Source organism: Denitrobaculum tricleocarpae, from assembly GCF_007004665.1.
GTDB classification, from domain to species: Bacteria; Pseudomonadota; Alphaproteobacteria; order Kiloniellales; family Kiloniellaceae; genus Denitrobaculum; species Denitrobaculum tricleocarpae.
This window is the reverse complement of sequence record NZ_ML660057.1, coordinates 54,353-75,045: the sequence shown is the minus strand read 5'-3', so window position 1 is coordinate 75,045 and position 20,693 is coordinate 54,353. Positions and strand designations below refer to the sequence as shown.

16 protein-coding genes are annotated in these 20,693 nt (G+C 57.5%); 4 read left to right on the top strand and 12 right to left on the bottom strand.

Annotated features, from left to right (window positions below; translation table 11 throughout):
- Nucleotides 1–135 precede the first annotated feature (135 nt).
- On the bottom strand, nt 136–1,149 hold the full coding sequence (locus FKG95_RS17475) for a TAXI family TRAP transporter solute-binding subunit (protein WP_142897693.1): 1,014 nt from the start codon (nt 1,147–1,149) through the stop codon (nt 136–138).
- Nucleotides 1,150–1,852: 703 nt separating this feature from the next.
- Here FKG95_RS17475 and FKG95_RS17470 point away from each other — a divergent pair.
- Nucleotides 1,853–2,032, top strand: coding sequence for a hypothetical protein (locus tag FKG95_RS17470; protein WP_142897692.1), 180 nt, complete (start codon nt 1,853–1,855; stop codon nt 2,030–2,032).
- A 143-nt stretch (nt 2,033–2,175) separates the two neighbouring features.
- Here FKG95_RS17470 and FKG95_RS17465 read toward each other — a convergent pair whose 3' ends face one another.
- The 4 genes from FKG95_RS17465 to FKG95_RS17450 all read right to left on the bottom strand — a co-directional run bounded on the left by FKG95_RS17465 (nt 2,176) and on the right by FKG95_RS17450 (nt 7,816).
- Entirely contained in the window at nt 2,176–2,787 is a 612-nt protein-coding gene (locus FKG95_RS17465) for a flavin reductase family protein (RefSeq protein ID WP_142897691.1), read from the bottom strand.
- Nucleotides 2,788–2,852: 65 nt separating this feature from the next.
- A complete protein-coding gene (locus FKG95_RS17460) occupies nt 2,853–3,881 on the bottom strand; it encodes a DUF3179 domain-containing protein (RefSeq protein WP_142897690.1) in 1,029 nt (342 codons plus the stop codon).
- A gap of 243 nt (nt 3,882–4,124) precedes the next feature.
- A complete protein-coding gene (locus FKG95_RS17455) occupies nt 4,125–5,087 on the bottom strand; it encodes a DUF2336 domain-containing protein (protein ID WP_142897689.1) in 963 nt (320 codons plus the stop codon).
- Nucleotides 5,088–5,314: 227 nt separating this feature from the next.
- The gene (locus FKG95_RS17450) at nt 5,315–7,816 is read right to left on the bottom strand and encodes an ATP-binding protein (protein ID WP_142897688.1); all 2,502 of its coding nucleotides are present in this window, start codon (nt 7,814–7,816) and stop codon (nt 5,315–5,317) included.
- 489 nt (nt 7,817–8,305) lie between these two features.
- Between FKG95_RS17450 and FKG95_RS17445 the strand changes: the two genes are divergently transcribed.
- Nucleotides 8,306–8,854, top strand: coding sequence for a bactofilin family protein (locus FKG95_RS17445; RefSeq protein WP_142897687.1), 549 nt, complete (start codon nt 8,306–8,308; stop codon nt 8,852–8,854).
- Nucleotides 8,855–9,204: 350 nt separating this feature from the next.
- The gene (locus tag FKG95_RS17440) at nt 9,205–11,535 is read left to right on the top strand and encodes an ATP-binding protein (protein WP_142897686.1); all 2,331 of its coding nucleotides are present in this window, start codon (nt 9,205–9,207) and stop codon (nt 11,533–11,535) included.
- Between the two features lie 62 nt (nt 11,536–11,597).
- On the opposite strand, the gene FKG95_RS17435 is transcribed toward FKG95_RS17440, so the two are convergent.
- From FKG95_RS17435 to FKG95_RS17410, 6 genes are all read right to left on the bottom strand, one after another.
- Nucleotides 11,598–12,977, bottom strand: coding sequence for a tetratricopeptide repeat protein (locus tag FKG95_RS17435; RefSeq protein WP_142897685.1), 1,380 nt, complete (start codon nt 12,975–12,977; stop codon nt 11,598–11,600).
- 77 nt (nt 12,978–13,054) lie between these two features.
- On the bottom strand, nt 13,055–14,161 hold the full coding sequence (gene mtnA, locus FKG95_RS17430; RefSeq protein WP_142897684.1) for an S-methyl-5-thioribose-1-phosphate isomerase: 1,107 nt from the start codon (nt 14,159–14,161) through the stop codon (nt 13,055–13,057).
- Nucleotides 14,158–15,459, bottom strand: a complete 1,302-nt coding sequence (mtnK, locus tag FKG95_RS17425) for an S-methyl-5-thioribose kinase (protein ID WP_142897683.1) — start codon at nt 15,457–15,459, stop codon at nt 14,158–14,160. Before mtnK ends, mtnA begins: the two co-directional genes overlap by 4 nt.
- Before the next feature lie 263 nt (nt 15,460–15,722).
- Complete coding sequence (locus tag FKG95_RS17420; RefSeq protein WP_142897682.1) at nt 15,723–15,920, bottom strand: hypothetical protein; 198 nt, start codon at nt 15,918–15,920, stop codon at nt 15,723–15,725.
- A gap of 588 nt (nt 15,921–16,508) precedes the next feature.
- The gene (locus FKG95_RS17415; protein ID WP_142897681.1) at nt 16,509–17,966 is read right to left on the bottom strand and encodes an ATP-binding protein; all 1,458 of its coding nucleotides are present in this window, start codon (nt 17,964–17,966) and stop codon (nt 16,509–16,511) included.
- Entirely contained in the window at nt 17,963–18,682 is a 720-nt protein-coding gene (locus FKG95_RS17410; RefSeq protein ID WP_142897680.1) for a response regulator, read from the bottom strand. Before FKG95_RS17410 ends, FKG95_RS17415 begins: the two co-directional genes overlap by 4 nt.
- Nucleotides 18,683–18,877: 195 nt before the next feature.
- Here FKG95_RS17410 and FKG95_RS17405 point away from each other — a divergent pair, with 195 nt between their 5' ends.
- A complete protein-coding gene (locus FKG95_RS17405; RefSeq protein WP_179954149.1) occupies nt 18,878–19,429 on the top strand; it encodes an EF-hand domain-containing protein in 552 nt (183 codons plus the stop codon).
- A gap of 74 nt (nt 19,430–19,503) precedes the next feature.
- Here the strand turns inward: FKG95_RS17405 and FKG95_RS17400 are convergent, their stop codons facing one another.
- The gene (locus tag FKG95_RS17400; protein ID WP_142897678.1) at nt 19,504–20,337 is read right to left on the bottom strand and encodes a mechanosensitive ion channel family protein; all 834 of its coding nucleotides are present in this window, start codon (nt 20,335–20,337) and stop codon (nt 19,504–19,506) included.
- Nucleotides 20,338–20,693: the final 356 nt, after the last annotated feature.

The following is a 20,693-nucleotide window of genomic DNA, read 5'->3' as shown; positions in this document are numbered from 1 at the left end:
CAGGCCCCATACCCGAGAGCGTTTGAACCTTGCGAAGAAAAACCCGGACGCCGGAGCGCTCGGGTTTGGTCATCTAGAGAGCCGGACCGTTCTTCATGGGCTTTGCGAGAACCAATGCTGCTCTCTCTCGCCGGCCTATTTGATCAGGCCGGCTTCCTTGTAGAAACGCTCGGCGCCGGCGTGAAGCGGCACACCGACACCCGTGAGAGCCGTCTCGGGGGTGATGGTCTTGCCTTTGGCGTGACCGACGTCGAGCAGCTTGCGGGATTCCTTGTTCCACAGGGCTTTTGTGATGTTGTAGATGAGTTCCTCATCTTCCTTGGCGCTGGTGAACCACTGCGCGCCGACGGAGACGGTGTTCACGGCACCGACGCCCGGATAAGCATCCGCGGGAATTTCACTCTGGGCAAAGAACCCGTACTTGTCAGCGAGTGCTTTGGCGCCATCGCCATCGATCGGAACAAGTTTGATTTCGGCGGCAGAGGCGAGTTCCACCAGCGAGCCGGTCGGATAACCCGCGACCACGAAAAAGGCGTCAATCTTGCCGTTGCGCAGGGCTTCCGAAGCCGCGTTACCCTTCAGGGCTTCCGCATCGACATCGGACACGCTTAAACCGTTGGCTTCCAGAATCAGGTTTGCATCCACGTAGGTACCGGATCCGGGCTCGTCGAGCGAAACCCGCTTGCCCTTCAGATCAGCGACGCCGTTGATGCCGCTGTCTTTCAGGGCAACAAGATGGATGTGCTCCTCGAACAGCGCGGCGATCGTGCGCAGATCCTTCGCGGGTTCCTTGCCTTCCATGGTGCCCGTTCCGGTATAGGCCCAGTAAGCTACATCGGATTGCGCGAAGCCGGAATTGCGCAGGCCCGAGATAATCGCGTTCACATTGTCGACTGACCCGCGTGAAGATACGGCGGAGGCAATCAGGCCATCGACACCGCAGCTTCCGCCCTCACCACACTCACGTGATCCAGGCGGTTTGGAAATGGCGTTGGCGATGACGCCGCCGACGGGATAATAGGTATAAGCCGTGCCGCCCGTACCGATCGTGAAGAACTTCAAGTCTTGAGCCTGCGCGGATATGGCGAGGCCTGTGACAAAGGCTGCGGAAAGGGCCGCCGTCTTTGTAAATTTGCTCAGTAGGGTCATCCCTGTTTCCTTTTGCTCGTCATGGCCAGCACACAAAGCCCGGCAGACCCTAGGTCCGCCCAATTCACCCCAAGTTGTTTTATTTGGAGAATCCTGGTGCTGACGCTCTCGATCGTTAGATGGTCCAGCCGATATCCGCTCTTCGTATAGGGACGCCGAAGCGCTGGCGGACTGATTCGGCTGAGACCAAGGCCGGGAAGTATGGGTGTTGTCGGTAACGTTACGCAAGTGGCAGATGACGCACAAAGCCGGTTTCTACGCAAAGTTTTCTTGTGTGGAAGCGTGGATTACAGCGTCATAAAAACAGGGTTCAAATTAACCTTAATAAAAATAGTAAAATGCCGTTTAATCAATTATGTAATTAATAAAAATGGAAAAATTTAACTATATAACTGAATTTTAATTAATATTAATTCAAATAAAAATTAATAATTTATTTGAAATCGAGATGAAAATTGTATAAATCTCTCGTCATTCTTCAATGTATGGGGAGGGGCAGAAACATGATGTTGGCGGAGCTCCAGACGGGGGAACACCAAGGGCGGGTATCAGCACAGAGCGAACTCGCGCACAGCATGATCTCGACCATGGGAAGAGAGTCGGCGATCAGTGCCTGTTGGGCAAATGAGTGGTTCGGCGTGCTCGAGGAAATATATGCCCTGGACCGCGCGTCCCGCGAAATTTCGAGCGGGGAGTAACCGGCGTGGTCATAGATGCGAAGCTCAGCGAAGGCTACGTCGTGCTGTGCGACAAGCGTGCTGAAATGCACAGTTTTCTGATTGTTTCATTCGGTTTGTCGGTCGAGTGCCCCCATTGCGGTGCGACGGAAATTGCGACCGACCTGGTGACTGATTTTTATCTGTCGGATCGGGCTGCGGCGTAACGCCTGATCCGACGAGCGGACAGCTCCTGTTCTTTGGATTGCGACCGTTTCCCACTCTCGGGACACGCTACTTACCCTCTGGAACAGGCGTGAGCGAAGCACTGCGCTCACCCGAGCAGAAAACCTTATTGGGCTGTCTTGCTTTATTTCGGCCGCGGCATGGTGAAAACGCTCTCCACCTTGGCGTAGTCCATGTAACCCATCCGTGCGATGGGCAGAACCTTGGAGATGTCGATCAAGCCATCGGTCAGGACGTTGTCATTGATATGAATGCCGACGACCTGACCGATGACCATCGCGTTGGCGTCCCGCGGATCATTGCTGGGCAGCTCGACAATCTGATGGGTCTTGCACTCCAGATGGATCGGTGAAGCCTTGACCCGCGGCGGAGCGACCAGGACTGAAGCTTCGGATTCCAGCTCCGCCAGTGCCATTTCATCCGTCTCAGCCGGATACTGGCCGGCGGAGATGTTCATTTGAGATCTCAGGTCCCAGGTCGCGATGTTCGCGACGAACTCTCCGGTCTCCCGGCAATTTGTCACTGTGTCCTTCACTTCATCGTTTTTCCGTCCGTTTGACGAAAACATCACCAGGTGCGGGTCTGACGAGACGCCGTTAAAGAAGCTGTAAGGGGCGAGATTGACCACGCCCGCCGTATCAACGGTCGAAATCCAGCCGATAGGGCGGGGAACGATGCAGCTTTTGAAGGGGTCGTGCGGAAGGCCGTGCTTATTTTCAGCAGTTTCGTAAAACATAAATATTCGATGATCTCTCGGGGAAGACTGTTGACACTGAACCTAACAACAACGCGTCCCGAATGCTACTCGATGCGCAGATCGCCATCGGGATGGAAAGCGTGGAAGACGAACGCGAAGGTGACGTCATAGGGAACGTCGCGCAGAACGTCGTTCTCGCGGCGCTGGACAATCACATTACCGACATCCCGGCCTTTGGCGATGACTCGAGTGTCGAGCGCCGAATTTTGGCCCGCTTCCCAGGTCAAAACCAGGTCGTCGCTTTCGATCTTGCCGCTCTCCCGGAGCAACTTCATGCTCCAGGCCTTTTTGCCCACCGCGACCACACGCGCCATCGGCTCGATCCCATCGGGCATCTCGCCGCGATAGAGAAAGGGAACAGTGGAACTGTCGTAGCCGTCGTAGGGGTTTTGACCATAAGACCGCAGGTTTTCGTTGTTGGGGACCAGCACCGAGCCCTCGGGGTGGCGGGCAGCGAAACGCTCCCAGGATTCCAGCCGGGATGGCAGCATTGTCAATTTTTTGCCCGTCATCTCGCCGACGATCGCTTCTCCAAGGAATTGCTGCCACCAGCTTTCCGTGGTCCGGTCATACATCACCAGATCCGAGTTGCGCAGCTTGCCCGTGGTTCCGAACTCCAGGACCTCGCCTTCGAGCGTTCGATCGAAGACGATCGCTGAGTTGCAGAGAGGGCAGTAGGTCACCGTGACCGGCTTGCCGCCGATCACGTCATTGACGATCTCGTGCCAGGTCAGGATCCGCAAAGGGTAGGCGCGTGCTTCACCCGCGATGACCAGACCCACGACAGGCTCCGTGGGCGCCAGGTTGCCCACTGCCGCGACAGGAACGAACTTCGGATTATCGATAGAGGGGATGCCGTCTTTTGGGGGACCGCCGCTCAGAATTTCCCGGTACTCAATGGAATGGATCGCAAAATCAGTGTTCGGCCATTCCGAGCGCCAACGATCGACGGATTGCGCCGCAGCTGTCGAGAGGTGGGCCACGCCATTCAAAAGAATAATGGAGAGCAGAAAAACGGCGGATGCGAGGCGGGCGGCTCGGTTACGAAGCGGCAGACTGTGGGAATCGGACATTCATTATTTTTCGCGAGCCGCGATCGAAAAGCGAATCACACTCGGGTGATGGGAGCCTGGCCCCGTCAACTGAGAAACACTTTAAACTGAGAAATACCTGGAAGTGCTTGACAGGGTAACGCAGGCAGCAGGGGCACCACCCGACCTGGCTTTGAAGCACGGTCGCGATGCTTCAGGCTGGGCAGTCAGAATAGTGGGGTAACTCGAGACGCTGCCGCTATCGGCACGCCAGGAGACAGCCTGTTACGAACTGCTCAGACTTTGCGGCTGAACGCCATTGTTTGCTTCGATTACGTCGCGGACCTTCTCCACGATCTCCCGGTGCAACATGCTCGGGAGCCTCGCTTTGGTGCAGAGCAGACTGGTCGCCTGAGTATTGCCCTCGCGCAGGATCAGCTCCACGTTCTGCACGGATGTGCCGGTTCTGACCGCGATGGCCGCTTCAAAGAATGGCAGGTTTCCGCCACGGATCGCCATGAGGCAAAAGGTATGGGTCAGTTCGCCCTTCTGATTGAGATCCGTGGCATATTGCATGGCTTCCGCGGCCGTTTTGAACTCCGCCAGATCAAGCAACGCGTGGTTTTCGGCCTCTTGCGCGAGGACGTTCACGAAGTCAGGGGACATTCCATAGCGCGTCTCAAGCTGCTCGCGGGCCGTTTTGGAGACCTTTTTGATCAGGCCCATCGCGATCCTGGGCGAGAGATCCGCGCGCTTGGCAACAAGCTCCAGGAGATCTTGATGCGACTCAAAGCGTTTTGTGATCTTGGTAAAGCCATGATCGTCGAGCGCGGCGGTTTCGTTCTGCACAAGGGCGTGGGCGACTTCAACACTCCCAACCGTAGCCAAGTGATTACTCACTTTAAGCGGCAGATCCTGCCGTTCAGCGATGGCAATACGAACGGCATCAGACACGTCTCCCGCGATTTCAATAAGTTCGTCCTCGGAAAATATTTCGGTGACCTTCAGGAAGGGAATGGCCACGGATTCCAGATCGTGGGCGAGGGTGTAGCCGATGTCTTTGGGCAGAAATGCGCATTTTCCCACGCTTTCGGCGAGGGCCGCGCGCACAGCTTCGACGGCATCCTCCGCCAATTGACGCGCAATTGCCCAGATGAGCTGGCATTCAAGTGGCGTCATACCCGTTTTCAGCTTGTTCGAGAGCTTTTGCGCTACTTCTGCGCGTTTCTCCGGCTGTAATTCGCTCACAAGGTAGTCTGCCTGGTAACTACGGAGCGTTTTCTTCTCGGCCACGGATTGTCCTCGATGCTTTAGGTTTGCCTAAACCATTGGTGCAGCATCGCTTAAAGACATTAGAGTACCGTTAATTATTCAGACTGATGTACGAATCCTGAACGCGGCGCCGACCCTGGTCTTTCTGTTGGATTTGTCTCAAGACCGGGAAAGAGCCCTTAGCCGCGGCGAGACTGTTTTTTTCAGTCGGCGGAGACCTGTGTTTCCGGCTCAAGCGTCTTATTGAAGCGTGCAACGGCGCGCTCGCTCGGAAAGTGGATCGTCACGGTTGTTCCGACACCCAGGGCGCTTGCGATATCCAGAGTGCCGTCGTGGGCCTGAACCAGCTTTTGCGTGAGCGGCAGGCCGAGGCCCGTGCCTTCGTGTCCTTTCGAGAAGGCGTTCGTCACATGGCCGAAGACTTCCATGGAGATGGTGATTCCGGCCTTATCCATGCCGATACCGGTATCTTTTATCTTGATGGTGAAGCCATTGGTTTCGTCGTAGGTGATCGCCAGGGTGACGGACCCACCTTCGGGCGTAAATTTAACGGCGTTGGATAAAAGGTTGATCAGGATCTGTTTTACCCGGAGCTCATCGGCAAAAAGGTAAGGAAGACCGGGATCGATCACGCTCTCCATATTGACCTTGCCGCTCTCGGCCCGGGGGGTGATCAGGCGGCTCGCGGCCGCGGAGACATCGGCGAGATCGACACGCTCCTCGTGAAGCGCGAGCTTACCGGCTTCGATGGCGGAGAGATCGAGCGTATCGTTGATCAATTGAAGCAGATGTGTGCCTGATTCATGAATGTTGCAGGCATAATCCATGTATTTCGGGCTGGACATGGGGCCGAAGAGTTCTCTGCGGATCACATCGGAAAAGCCGATAATCGCATTCAACGGCGTTCTGAGTTCATGGCTCATGTTTGCCAGGAAGCGCGATTTGACCCGGTTCGCGGTCTCGGCGCGCTCCTCGGCCCGCTTACGGTCGGCGATTTCCTCACGCAGCTCCCGCGTGCGCTCCTCGACCCGGATTTCGAGTTCGTCGCGCGCCGACTTCAGGGCCTCCTGGGCTTGCTTGCGCTCGGTAATGTCTTCCGCAATGGCGATAAAGTGTCCCTTGCCGCCCTCGGCATTGCGCACCGGCGATACGGTCATGGCGCACCAGATTTCCTGATTAGCCTTGGTTTTCAGCCTCAGTTCCCCGCGCCAGATGCGGCCGGAGGTGACGACAGAGAGCAGGTCCTTGCACTCCGCGCTCAGGGTCTCCTGGCCGACCAGTTCGCGCGGCAGCAGGCCGGAAACCTCGCCGATCGTATAGCCCGTCAGGCTGGTAAAGCTCGGATTGATGTACTCGATGTTGCCGTTGTCGGTGGTAATGATGATTGCGGTTGGGCTTTGCTCTACGGCACGCGAAAACGTGCGCAACCCTTCCGTCAGTGCGCTGTTTTCAATCTCATGCTGCTTCAGTGCCGCCACCATATGGCTGAAGGCTTCGGCTGTTTCCTGGATTTCGGCGTAGCGGCTGCGCACGGCGCTGGTCGAGTCCAGGTCACCGCTGGTGATGGCAAGCGCATTTGTGCGCAAGGCCGCTATGGGGCGGGCAATAGATCTCCACAGCATGAAACCGACCAGGCAGGCGATCACCGCAATCGCCATGGCCAGGTAAACGTTAAATATCTGATTGTCTTTGATCTCGCCCAGGAAGTCGTTCTCGGGAACGTGGATGGCGATGATCCAGGGCCAGTTGGAGTTTTTGAAAGGTGCAAAGACCGCATGGTAAGTCTCTTCACCAACGTCGTAAGTCGTAAACTGCTGCGATTGCAGGTCAGATACATTCCCTGAACGCTGAAGGGATTCGTATGCGGCGCGGCTGAGTTCGTCGTCGAGCTCTTCGATGCGCGTGAACCGCAGGCCTTCCGAGCTGTCTGAGATCGGCTTTTTGATCTTGTCTGCATCCGGAAATGCAATGACATCACTGTTTTCGTTCAGAATGAAGGCAGATCCGGAGTTGCCGATTTTAAGTCGTGCCAGAAAGGTCGAGATCTCGGTGATTTCGATGTCCACGCCGACGACGCCCTTGATGGTGCCTTCAGAGTCGAGAACCGGCGCGGCTGTTGTAATCCCCGGTTGGCGTGATGTGAAAAAGATGTAGGGATTCGTCCACACCAAATCACGTGTCGCCAGCGCTTTCTTGAACCAAGGGCGGGTTCTGGGATCAAAAGTGTCTTCGAGATCGCGGTTGCGTCCGGTTTCCACATATTCTGAATCGCGCCACAGGAGCTCGACAGTCCGGTCTTCGCCGTCGCGGGTGATGATCTTTGTCCGATAGCCGCCCTGTGCGAATTCATCGTCTCGTTTCACATAGAAAAAACTACCATCGGTAGATCCGAAGTAAATGCCGGCAAACTGCGGATAGAGACGGAGCTGCTCGAAAAAGTAACGCTCCATCGACTTTGGGTTGTCGCTGCTGAGAACATTGTGGTCGGCTAAGCGCTGGGTCAGATCCGCTGCTGTTTGTGCCGGCGACAGAAAGTCTTCGGAGCGGTCGATTGTATCGGACGCCACGTTTTCCATGATCTGTCGGGCGTGGCCCAACAGAACGGCTTCGGTGGTTACATAGGACGAGAAAAGAATTGCAGAGACCGTAACGAACTGCAGCCCTATGATCCCCATGACAAGGATGCTTCTGATCGAAGGCTTCATGCGCCGGGTTTCCGCCCCTAAACTTGCCGTAGTTGCTGTTTCATCCCCACTAGGCTCGCAGAAATGTACCAGCAGGACAACTCCTCCAGTCGTCCACAGCAGAGATTGCTCACCTAGGAGATATTTCAACCGGGCGGCAAGAGCTGGCCGCAGATGTTTCAACGTTTCCGGCCTCACACCTCATGCGTGAGGCGGTGCCCCTTGCCGATTCGTCCCATCCCGCTGCGTCGCGGATATGAGGCTGCAACCCATGGATGATTGTAGCAGTTCACAGAGATGACACAGATTCTGCGGAAATTGGTCATTATTGTCGTTGAAGGTTCGCTTCAAGATTTGCGCCGGTGACGAATCACGACTGCTTCGAAAGAAAGGGGTCGCACTGACGGGACGCCGTTCCGGCTGGGCCAAATCTAATGAACTGGACCTGGAGCACTGGACCCGGAGCACGGGAGAGGTGTAAATTTCGAGGAATGGGGAGGAGACCATACAATGTTTTCACGAGGCGAAAAGTCAGGGGAAGCGAAAGTGGACCAGTCGAAAGTCGAACAGTCGAAAACCAATCAACCCAAGGCAGAGCAAACAACCGCCACGCCGAACCCGGCACCTGCTGCACAACGCAGCAGCAGTGGTACCCCGTCGGTTATCAACGCGGACTTGCGCGTGATTGGGGATCTGGAGAGTGCAGGCGACATCCAGGTCGATGGCGTTGTGGAGGGTGATATCCGCTCCCGCACGGTTACCGTGAGCCCCGGCGCAAATATCAAGGGCTCCATCCAGGCCGATACCATCAACATAAGCGGCACGGTGAATGGTCAGGTTGAAGCGCCGACCATTAACATCTCGAAAACGGCGCATATGACCGGCGATGTCATTCATCAGATCCTATCGATTGAAGCAGGTGCCAACTTCGGCGGCAACTGTCGGCGGCTTGAGAGTGTGAAGGCCGCGCGTGCTGTTCAGTCGGCTGCGCAAAAGGGCGGTGTGCAGGGCCAGAGTGCCGGCGAGACTGCGGCTGCTGGTAAAGCGGCGCGCGCATAACGCTCCGAAACGGCTCAGGTTTCAATGCCTGAGCCTGCTTGGCACGCCGTAACCCGCCGTTCAGGCGGTGTACGGCGCAGTGCCTGTGCGAAGTGCAACCCGCGTCTATGGCGCAAGCATCCCCGTAAATGAGAGCGGCATTACCTGTTTTCTGCGGCAGGGCAGGCAACAGGCTGAAGTGTGTCTTGACCAATTGAGCGGGTTCGCAGAGCTGAATGAGCGAATTGGAGCCGGAAAACAGCTCTAAACAGTTGAATCGTGACACAAAAATTCCCTTAAATTTATAACTAATTATTCATTGGTCGGCGTGTAAAAAGGGCAAAGCCCCGAATTTTTACAGACGGTCAACTTTGCACAGGTCCTACACAATTTCTGCGCTGATTCTGGCGTCGGCGGTCGCGCTTCTGGGGGTTGACGCACATCAGCGTCAGGCCGCCCACGTCGACGAGCTGCAGCGGGACTTCGAGTCTGTGGTCAACAGCCTGAACGGCGTGGCAAAAAGGGCCGGCGACCATATCCATATGCTGCGCGAGGTGACCGAGCGCGAATTACGCTCGGCTTATCCGCGAGGCAATGGTCAAGGCAGCGACGAGACGCTATACGACCAACTGGTGCCCTCCACGGCCTTTGACGGCTATGCATTGGACGAGGTGTTGGCGGCCGGGCAAACGCCGCAGCACTTTGGCAATTTGACCGCTTCTGGCGAATTGGATCGTAGCGACTTCGCTTTGCGCCGTGAGATAGAGCTGGCTACCGGGCTCAGTCCGCACTTCAGATCCTCGGTTGCCTCCGTACAATATGTCGACAGGGTCTCGTACGTCTCACTTAGGGGCTTCGCATACACTTACCCCTGGGTCCATTCGAATGAGTGGCATTTCAGCAATGACAGCCTGCTCGGTCCAATGGTAGCCGAGGGCAGGCAGGACAGAAATCCGGAACGCCAGCAGTTTTGGTTGTTCCCTGGTGATGAGCAGCGGCGCAACGAACCGGTTGCAACGGTTGTGGCGCCCATCGACGAGAGTGGCCAGTTCCGCGGCGTGATCGCATTGGATCTGCGGCTTGAAGCGCTCGCCCAGGATCTGCTGCAAGCAGCTCCGCATAGCGGCCGGATCTTTCTCCTGGGGCCTGAAAGACAGATTCTTGTCCATGCTTCCGCCGGCAGCAACGCTGCTGGAGCGGGCGGTTGGCCGGACAATAAACCGGCAAGCCTGCCTGATAGCATCGTCAGGTTTATTGAGACCGAGGTCAAATCGCCCGACCTTATGGTAATGCAGCGGGACGTGGCCGGTGTGCCCTGGCAAATCGTGTTCGCCGTATCTCAGGGAGATATGCTGGTCGACACGCTGAAAGATATGTGGGCAGAGCTCGGCGCATTGCTCTTGCTGATCTACGTGCTGTTGACGGTGGAACGCAGCCGCCGGGTTTCCCTGGCGCTCAAAAAGAGTGAGGCAAACCTGCGGAATTATGTTGCCGAGTTGGAGGAGAGCAAGCTGCATGTTGAATCTCTGGTTGCCGAGATGGCACGGGAGACCACGCGGCAGCGCAATCGCGAACGCCAACTCTCCGAAGCGCAACGTATTGCCCGCCTGGGCGATTGGCATTGGAACGTGAAGACCAAGACAGTGCAGTGTTCGGCAGAGCTCTCACGGATGCTCGGTTTCGAAGAGGCGAAGAGATCGATCCCCTTTGAGGAGCTGCGGGCCCGCGTGCACCCCCACGACCGTGACGTTTTTATGAGCACTCTCGAGCAGACCTACAGGGAAAAGTCAGAATGTGACTTTTCCATCTGTGTCGTGAGAGATGACGAGAGTGAACTATACGTTCGGCTCGACGGTTCCTGCGAATTCGACACCGATGGCAATGTCTCTGCTCTGTTCGGGGTTTGTCAGGACATCTCTGAGCAGAAAGCGACCGAGATGGCCCTGATCCAAGCCTTGAACCAGGCGAAGGAGGCAAACCAGGCGAAATCCGACTTCCTTGCAAACATGAGTCACGAACTGCGCACACCGCTGAACGCAATTATCGGCTTTGGACAGGTGATTGCAGGTGAGCTCTTCGGGAAGATCGGGAACGCGCGTTACCAGGAGTACGCTTCGGACATCCTGTCGAGCGGTGAACATCTGCTCGATATCATCGACGATCTGCTTGATCTCTCGAAAATCGAAGCCGGTGAGTTTGAGCTGCACGAGGAAGATCTGGATCTTGTAGAACTGGCGCGCGATGTCATCAAGCTGATGGGGCCTCAATCGGAAAAGCTTGACATCACGCTCTCCCTGCAAACCGGTCAGGATGAGATCTGGATGCGGGCTGACCGCCGTACGCTACGTCAGATCATGATGAATCTGCTCTCGAATGCCATCAAGTTCTCTAACGCCGGCGATGTAGCGCTACTGGCGGTCGAGGACGCCTGGTCGGAGGGCATCATTCTCACCATTCGCGACACGGGCATCGGCATTGACGAAGACGATTTGACCCGTGTCATGCAGCCCTTCGGTCAAGTCGCAAACCCGCTTTCACGCAATCATCCTGGAACCGGGCTGGGGCTTCCGATCGTGAAGGCTTTGATCAAGCTCCACGGTGGCCAGTTTGAGATCGACAGCGCCTTGGGACTGGGCACAACGGTCAAGGCCGTCTTTCCCTCGGACCGGCGTTTGGCCACCCGTCTGGAGCGCGTGTCCTGACAAATCCCGACCGGATCAGCGGACGTCTCTAGATCTCTTGCCGTTCTTCCCTTGGCTTTGGATCAGTGAAAGGCCTCAGCGGCGCGTTGACGGGCATTGCCAGCATCATAGGTCTCACCAAGCCCCGCGAGAACTTCTGAGAATTTTGCCCAGCTGTCACCGTTGCGGGGGCGGAGCGCCAAGCGTTCTGACAGAAGTCCCCTGGCCAGTTTGAGCTCGCCACCCTTCATGGCGGCATCGATCAGAATCTGTGCAAAAATATCCCGCTGCGCATGACTTGCGCCGATACGGGCGTAATCCAGGCGGATGGGCAACATACGTTCGATGCAGCGCCGGTAGTCGCCTTTGAAATAGGCTGCGATGGCTTCGCAGAGTGGGAGCGTGAGGCTGCCCATGGTTCCGGCGGCGACGTTGCCCTCGGTTGAGGCGAATTCGAACAGGGAGGTCGTCAGCCGCGCGATATCCATGTCGTACCCGCGCCGGGCGAGGGCGATCATCACGTGGGTGTCGGTGAAGGGCAAGACGTGATCGCCGATTTTGCCCGAGCAGATATTTGCGATCGTATCCCAGCGATCGCCCACATCAACGCCGCGCAGCTCGAGCCGTAAAAGCATCGAAACCGCATTCTGGACGTCGAGGTAAAAATCCGTCGGCTCCGCGTAGAAGGCTGTGTCATAGAGCGCGAGTACGCGGTCTGTATCTCCCGCTTCCAGTGCGAACATGGCCAGGTGCCAGTAGAGATGCTCTTTCATCGGATTACGGTCGGCCCAGGCCTCCTCGGGTACGGTCAGAAGATCCAGGCCCTCGTCCAGCCTTTCTTGCATTTCGTAGACGTGCCCCAGTGCATGCACGGCCCAGAGATCATCGCTGTTGAGTTCCATCGCCCGGCGGGCGGCGATTTCGGCGGCGCCATAGTCGCCACTTTCCTCAAGTCCGAAGGCGTGCATCCCAAGCAGGAAGCCGTAACCCGGGACCGACTCGTCCCAAGACGATTGCAGCCGTGCCGCGCCGTCCCGCATTCCGGTATTCCGGCCGAGCCAGAAGGAATTGTGGTGGTGCAAGCGTGCCGAGAGAATGTCGCGCGGGTGCTCGACCAGAATTTCGTCCCAGATCATACAGGCGCTTCGGGGGTCGCCCCGGTGGAGCGCTCCCAATGCGGCAATGCTCGCTTTCTCCCGCCAGGTGGCGTTCGCCGACGCCGTCTCAGCCGCCGCCAGACACTCGCCGATCTTTTCGCGCAACGTGACCGAATGGAAGCCCGACAGCAGAAAACCCTTGAGACAGTGACCCATGGCGAAATCGGGATCTGCTTCCAGAAGTTTTTTCATCGAGGCCGTGGCCGAGAGCCGGAATTCCAGATAACCCTGGATCGTCTCGTCGTAGGCTTCCGCTGCAGCATCGCTGTCGGTTGTCAGAGGTATGCCGCGTTTATCAGTCCGCATGACAGTCAGCTCCAAGTGCTGGTTTGGGGAGGGGCCGCGGTGTTGCTGGTGGCCAGATTGAGAACGTACTCGGGCAATCAGGCGCTCAGCGTTTTCCGTTCCGGGAAGAGGGCCTCCAGGCCGTCGCGCGATGCAGCACAGACGCCGCGTTCGGTGATCAGGCCTGTAACATAGCGCGCCGGCGTCACGTCGAAAGCATAGTTTGCCGCGGGGCTCCCATCCGGGGTCAGCTTTACAGTCGCGACATCACCCTGGTCTGTGCGCCCCGTGATGTGGGAGACTTCGCTTGCGTCCCGCTGCTCGATCGGAATATCGCGCAGGCCGTCTTCAATGGTCCAGTCGATCGTGGGGCTAGGCAGGGCGACGTAGAAGGGGACGCTGTTGGCGTCCGCGGCCAGGGCTTTCAGATAAGTTCCGATCTTGTTGCAGACGTCTCCGCCCGCCGTTGTCCGGTCCGTACCGACGATGCAGGCATCGACCTGGCCGTGCTGCATCAGGTGACCGCCCACGTTATCGACGATAACCGTGTGCGGGACACCGTGGCGCCCAAGTTCCCATGCCGTGAGGCTGGCGCCCTGGTTGCGCGGGCGGGTTTCGTCAACCCAGACATGGACGGGAATGCCGGCATCGTGCGCCTTGTAGATCGGGGCGATGGCGGTTCCCCAGTCGACGGTTGCCAGCCACCCCGCATTGCAGTGCGTCAGCAGGTTGATCACGCCTTTGCGGTCTTTGGCCTCCCAAAGCCCTGAAATCAGGTCCCGGCCGTGGTCGCCGATGGAGCTGCAGATCTCGACGTCCTCATCGCAGATCTCCGCGGCCCTGCGGTAAGCTGCGCGCTGCCGCTGTTCGCGCGGCAGGGCCAGCAAGCGGGCGCGCATGTCATCGAGCGCCCAGCGCAGATTGACCGCAGTTGGCCGGGTGGACAGGAGGGTTTCGTATACCTGGGCAATACGGGCATCGGATGCGTCATCTTCCAGCGCGACGCAGACGCCATAGGCTGCTGTGGCCCCGATAAGGGGCGCACCGCGCACGAGCATGTCACGGATCGCTCGCGCCGCGTCTTCAAGGTTGCTCAAGCGAACGGTCGTGAATTCATGAGGCAGTTTCGTCTGGTCGATAATTTCGACCGTCTTACCGTCCTGCGCGAGCCAGATCGTGCGGTAGGCTTTGCCCTCGACATTCATTCTTCGTCGCCTCCCTGGAGTTGCCTGGCATAGCTTATCACAGATGCCATGTTCTCGTATGTCTTGCGATCGACGATCAGGATCCGGCCCAAGGCCAGAGCCTTGGTCTCACAGGCGGCGCGCCGATCCGGATCTTCTATGGATTCGAGGTCTTCGACGTGCGCAAGGCCCAAAATGCGGCGGATCATCTTGGCGCCTGCAAAGCCGAGAGAATCGTGAAACAGGTCCTGCAGGTAAGTCCGCCGATAGGCGGCGAATGCGGCTGCGCTGTCCAGCTCCTCAAAGAGACCCGCGACATAGGCATCGCCTTGTCCCTGGCTTTCCCAAAGCTGCAGGAATCTGCTTTGAAAACGCTCCCAGATCTCGCCGATCTGGGTGAGAATCCACTCGCCGTATGCAACGCGGTCCTGGCCGTTGCCGGCATGGCCGGGCTGAGAGAAGTAAGCCAGGAAAAGGTTGCCGATCACTGCGCCGACATCAAACCCGCGGGGGCCGTAAAACGCGAATTCCGGATCGATGACCTTGGTTTCCGTCTCAGTCACCATAATGGAGCCTGAGTGGAGATCACCGTGGATCAGGGCTTCTGCGCGCCCCATGAAGGCTTCTTTGAGCGACTGCACGGCGACCTTGAGCTCTGCATCGTTACGGAACCGTGCTGCGGTATCGTCCAGCTGCGGACTGGTCCAACGATTGAGCTCCGCCACGCGGTACGGGTCTGTGAAGACCAGATCCTCGGTGATTTTGCAGAGGGCATCGTTGTCGCAAAAGACGGCGTTGCGCTGTTTCTTTTCCTTGGCTGAAAGATAGAGGTCAGAGGTTTTGAAGAGAGTCTGTGCCATGAACTCCGAGATCTGCTCCGCCAGCTTCGGATAGAGATTTCCGGCGATTAGACCTTTGCGCAGAATGATGTGCGGTGTCAGATGTTCCATGACCGTCAGGGCCATGACATCGTCGTAGTGGTGGACCGCAGGGACCAGGTCCGGCACGCAGTCGATCTGTGTGATCAGGGCTTCATGTTCGAAGAAAGCGCGCTTGAGGGGCAGGGGCCAGCTCTCGCCGACCAGCCGGACATAGGGCAAAGCCTGCTTTGCCACCAGAGAACCGCTGGCTCCACGCACAATGAAAACAAGATTGAGATTTCCGTCACCGACTTCATCGACGTGCCATTCGCTTGGGTTGCCGCCCAATATCGAAGCGCAGTTCTCAAGCTTTGCGAGATAATCCGGCAGGGTCCCGCCGTCGAGAGGATGGTACCCCCCGGCAGCACCGTCAGCCCGCGTTTCCGAAGCCAGCGACATTCCTTTTTCTCCCGTCCGCTTGCCGATTCCCTGGCAGCGTCAGAAGGTGCCGCTGCATCACCCGGCAATTTGGTAAAGGATGACAGAAACCCTGGTTCGGAACCAAGCCGAAAAGCAATTTCCGCTTCAGCTCATGACAGATTTCCGAACAGAAATGTCTCTCAGCATCGAAAGAGCGGAGGAGAATGGAGATGTCGATCCGCAGGGGAGCGTGATCGGCTTCGTGGTGTTGCCGTACCTGCGGCGTTCCCGCTTTCCTGGCTTCAGGACCCAGTCCGCTTGAGTTGATCTGCGGAGTCGATGAAACCTTCGTCGTTGGCAAATGCCAGATAATTATCCAGGACACGCATCAGTTCACCGCCATCGTCGGACAGTTTAACGCCATGCTCTTTTGTTGTGCCGCGCACGGCAGCGCACAGGTCGAGCAGGAGAGATGTGTGATTAAACGCGTAATCGCCCATGGACGAAAAATTCCTCGTAAAATTACCAGACATACAACCGGCTCAGCGCCAGCCCTTGAAGACCTGCGCACGCTAGTGCGTGAACGTGTCTTCAATATGGCACCACCACTACATCTAAACGATGGCCCGCCAGTTCAAGGCAAATTTTAAACACCTTTTGCGCGTGTATCAAAAGAAATCGCACAACCCGTATGGGTGTTTAAGTTCTTTGCTCCGACTCCGTCAAAAGCCGTAAAGCCATCCTGGCCGGACAGATATCGCAAAATCCGCGCCAACGCAACTTATCTCAATTCGGCTGGCGCTTTCGCGCCTGTTTTGAAACATCGCGCCCTCTTCCTGCGCGCAGTTCGAATCCGGTCGGGCTCTGTCCAAATTGTCCGCATATGACATCCCAGAGTACTTGCGCGTCTTTCGGACGAACGTTCCAACCCACGGCTCTATCATATTTTCCAATGCTTTGCGCGACCGCCCGTTAGGACGTGATGGCGAAGGGACCGTCGCGTATCCTCAATGCCACTGCCGAATTGCCGGACAGTTTTGTCCGATCAAACCAACAAACCGTTAAAGCCGGGATTTGTCTAAATTGTTCTATATCTTGGGAAGTGAGGCGGTTGCGGTGAGGCCGCCGGGAGAACGGTTATGCGCAGACTGGTTACGCGCTGGCCGGTTACGCAGCGTAACGTCGCCCCCGTGACTGCGGAGTATGGAGCGCGCGATCGATAAACCAAGCCCGATGCCGCCCGTTTCGCGATTGCGGGACTCTTCCATGCGCTCAAAAGGTTTAAAGACCCGTTCAAAAGCCTCTTCCGGGATGCCGGGACCGTCATCCTCAATGACGATCGACAGACTGTCTTCGCTGCGCTCGATGCGGACGCGTGCCCGGTCGCCGTAGATGACCGCGTTTTCAATGAGATTGCGTAATGCGCGCTTCAATGCGACCGGCCGGCAGGGGTAGGGCAGCCGTTCGCCCGGCGCGCACTCAACCTCTTTCCCGAGATCGCGCAAATCATCGCAGAGGCTCCCAAGAAGCGCGGCAAGGTCCAAGGTGCGGGTGTCTTCCTGCACCGCGTCTTCCCGTGCAAAAGCGAGCGTCGCGTCGGTGATGCGCTCCATCTCCTCAAGGGCTTCGATCATCTTCATCCGGGTTTCTTCGTTTTCGATAAATTCCGCGCGCAGACGCATGGACGTGATGGGTGTCCGCAAGTCGTGCGAGACCGCGGCGAGCAAACGGGTCTTGTCTTCCACGTAGCGCTGCAGGCGCGTGCGCATGGCATTGAACGAGGCCGTCATCCGGCGCAACTCCGGTGGTCCGTCCTCGGGCAACGGGGGGAAGTCCTCGCCCCGGCCAAAACGGTCCGCCGCCGTGACCAGACGCGTCACGGGGCGGGCAATGCGTCGCGCCATCACCACGGCAATCAATGCAATCAAGACCGCCATGACGACCATTGAGACAAGGGCCGGCCATTGCCATGCGGTCGCAGCCCCGGGAACAACGGTTGCGGCATTCAACCAGGAACCGTCCGGCAGGCGCATGGAAGCAAGCAACCCGAAGCCGGGCGGTCCGGGCCAGTCGTGGGTATGGTCCTTCCTCGGTTTATCGCCGCGGTCGCGCTCAGCCCATTGATCCCCTGCGAGATCGCGTTTTCTTTGCTGCTTCGCCCAGCGGAAGAAGCGGGGCCTTTCGGTCACCGCGACCTGGACCTCAGGAACCGCATTCTCCAGCAGGCCCGCCAAGCGGTCGCGGTCCTTGAGGGAGAGGCGCAGCTCGCGGTCCGGTCCAATTGCGCTTGCATTGGAGAACCAGTAGCGCAGGCGGCGGGAGCTCACCTGCCGGACCACGCGCTTACGGGCTTCCACAGGCGTATCCAGCAGCAATTTGGTCGAGGTCGCAATCGCGGTGATGGCTTCTTCACGCACGGCGTTCCGTACGGATGCGCGCCGCTCGTCTTCGAAAATAAAGGCGCTGACCACGTGCGAGACGACAAGCGCCAGCAACAAAAGCACGATCATCTGCCCTGCGAGGCTTTGGGGGAAGAGGCGTTTCATGAACGTGTCACATCACTGGCGAAGGTGTAGCCGCCGCCCCAGACTGTTTTGATGAGCCGGGGGGTCTTGGGGTCGATCTCAATTTTTTTTCGCAGCCGGCTGACTTGATTGTCGATGCTGCGGTCAAAGGATTTGGCTTCTCTGCCTTGCGTGAGATCCAAAAGCTGCTCGCGGCTCAGGACGCGCCTGGGATGATCTAAGAACGCCATCAGCAACGCAAATTCAGCCGTGCTGAGAGGCGTGACGACATCGGCGCCGTCAATCAGTTCGCGCTGTTCGGTGCTCAGGTGCCAGCGGTCGAAGGAGAGACGGCTTTCCACCGGCTTCTCCCGCTGCCGCGGCAGGCTCTGCGATCGACGCAGCACGGCTTTGATGCGGGCAAGGAGTTCTCTCGGGTTGAAGGGTTTGGTCAGATAGTCGTCGGCACCGATTTCCAGCCCGATCACCCGGTCGGTTTCTTCCGCCATTGCCGTGAGCAGAATGACGGGTATGTCGCTGGTGGCGCGCAGGGAGCTGCAGAGGGAGAGGCCGTCTTCACCTGGCATCATGATATCCAGGACGACAAGGTCAATGGCGCTGTCCTGCAGAGCCCGCTTCATGGCTGTTCCGCCATCGGCAGCCGTGACCCGGTAACTGTGCTTGCGCAGATACTTCGCGAGCAGGCTGCGAATCTCCTCGTGGTCGTCGACGATCAATATATGCGGTGTCGGCTCCATGGGCTCCATGCGATCAGGTTGTGATTGGACTAATATGACCCAGGAAATCTGCGGTTTCCGGAAAAAAGTGTATCAAAGTGTCTCAAGCGCCAGATTCGCCACAGTCTGCGACGATTTCCCGATTCCGATGACAAACTTCTGCGACATCCTATCCCTAGATTGGTGTCATCGAAGTTTTCAACTCAGAGGATGATCATGAAAAGAACGACAAAGCTTTCCGTTGCCGGCGTGAGCCTGGTTCTTGTGCTCGGTCTGGCCGGTGCGGGTCTCAGCAATGCGCACGATCGCTGGAGCGGTTACGGCGGTTCGAAAGGCGGTTCCGTGGCCTATGCACACGGCCAGGGCGGTCACTTCGGAGGACAGCGCGCTAAAGGTCGGAAGATGATGCGGCGTATGATGCAGTCCTTCGATGCGAACGAGGATGGCTCTCTCACGCAGGCCGAAATTGATACCGGCCGGCAGCAGCAGCTTGCCCAGTACGACAGCGACAATGACGGCACACTGAGCCTTGAGGAATTTCAGGTCTTTTGGATGGAGATGAACCGCTCACGCATGGTGGACCGTTTCCAGCGCCTCGATGAAGATGGTGATGCCATCGTCACGGCGGGCGAGTTTCTGGAGCCTTTTGCCAATGCGGTGGAACGTCATGACAGAAATGGCGACGGGGTTCTGTCCAAAGACGACCGGCGCAAGAAAGGCGGGCGCGGTCAAAGAAATCCGGACGGTGATGGTGCTGTCGCCCAGTAGACCCCGGGCCTACGGTTTTAGAGCGCAATGCCGGGCACGGGAATCGCGCCCGGCATTGCTCAAGACCTGACGGCTTAAGCGGCGTCGCTCGAATTGATGAGATGAACGTCGCGTTGGGGGAAGGGAATCGAAATGCCGTCGGCGTCGAAGCGCTGCTTCATGGCCTTGGTCATATCGAATTTCACGCCCCAGTAATCTCCGGCGCTGCACCATACACGCACGATGATGTTGACCGAACTGTCGGCGAGCTCTCCGACGGCGACCATCGGCGCGGGGTCCTTGTGAACCCGGGAGTCCGCCTCGGCAATTTCCAGGATGGCCTTCATGGCGTCATCGATGCTGTCGCCGTATCCGATACCCATCACCATGTCGACACGGCGGTTGGCGTTGTGGCTGAAGTTCTTGATCGCCGTGTCCCAAAGCTGGCCGTTGGGGACGATGATGTGAACGTTGTCCGGGGTGTTCATGGTCGTCGTGAAGAGCGAGATCGCCTCGACCGTCCCGGTTACGCCGCCGCCATCGATGAAGTCGCCGATCTTAAAGGGACGGAACATCAAGAGCATGACGCCGGACGCGACGTGGCCCAGCGTTCCCTGCAGTGCCAGGCCGATCGCGAGACCCATGGCGCCCAGGACGGCGATAAAGCTTGTGGTCTCGACACCGAACTGACTGAGAACGGCGACCACCGTAAAGATGATGACTGCGTAGCGGACAATGCTGGCGAAAAACTTGCGCAGGGTTTCGTCCATGCGCGGGCTTTTGCCCAGCAGCTTATCGACGGTTCGCGACGCCCAGCCGGCGAACATCCAACCAATGATCAGTATAATAATGCCGCCGACGACATCGAGGCCGTAGGTGGTTATGATTTCGACAATGAGGTCCCAGGTCTCTGCGACATCTTCATTCATAATACTTCCCTCTTTCATTTTTCATTTGGAATCCTTGACGCACATCCGTCCCCGCTTGGATGTCCGCGTGACTCCTTTTCTGTTCGTACGTTTTTATGATGACTGCCTGTCTGTCGTGGACATTTACGTCATGGCTTCAAAGGTGTGTTGACACCGCGGAGAGATGACTCGTAACCACAGGCGCAATTGCCCGGTTCTTCATACGCCCTATCATAATTGGGGAGCCGTATGCATGTGAGGATCTCTACGTACATGTGCTTTGGCCCTTGAACGTTGACCAGTCCGGGCGCCGAACAGGAATATTAGCACAAACGATAAAGAAGTAACAGTTTTTGACTTGGGGTTTATGTTTGCTC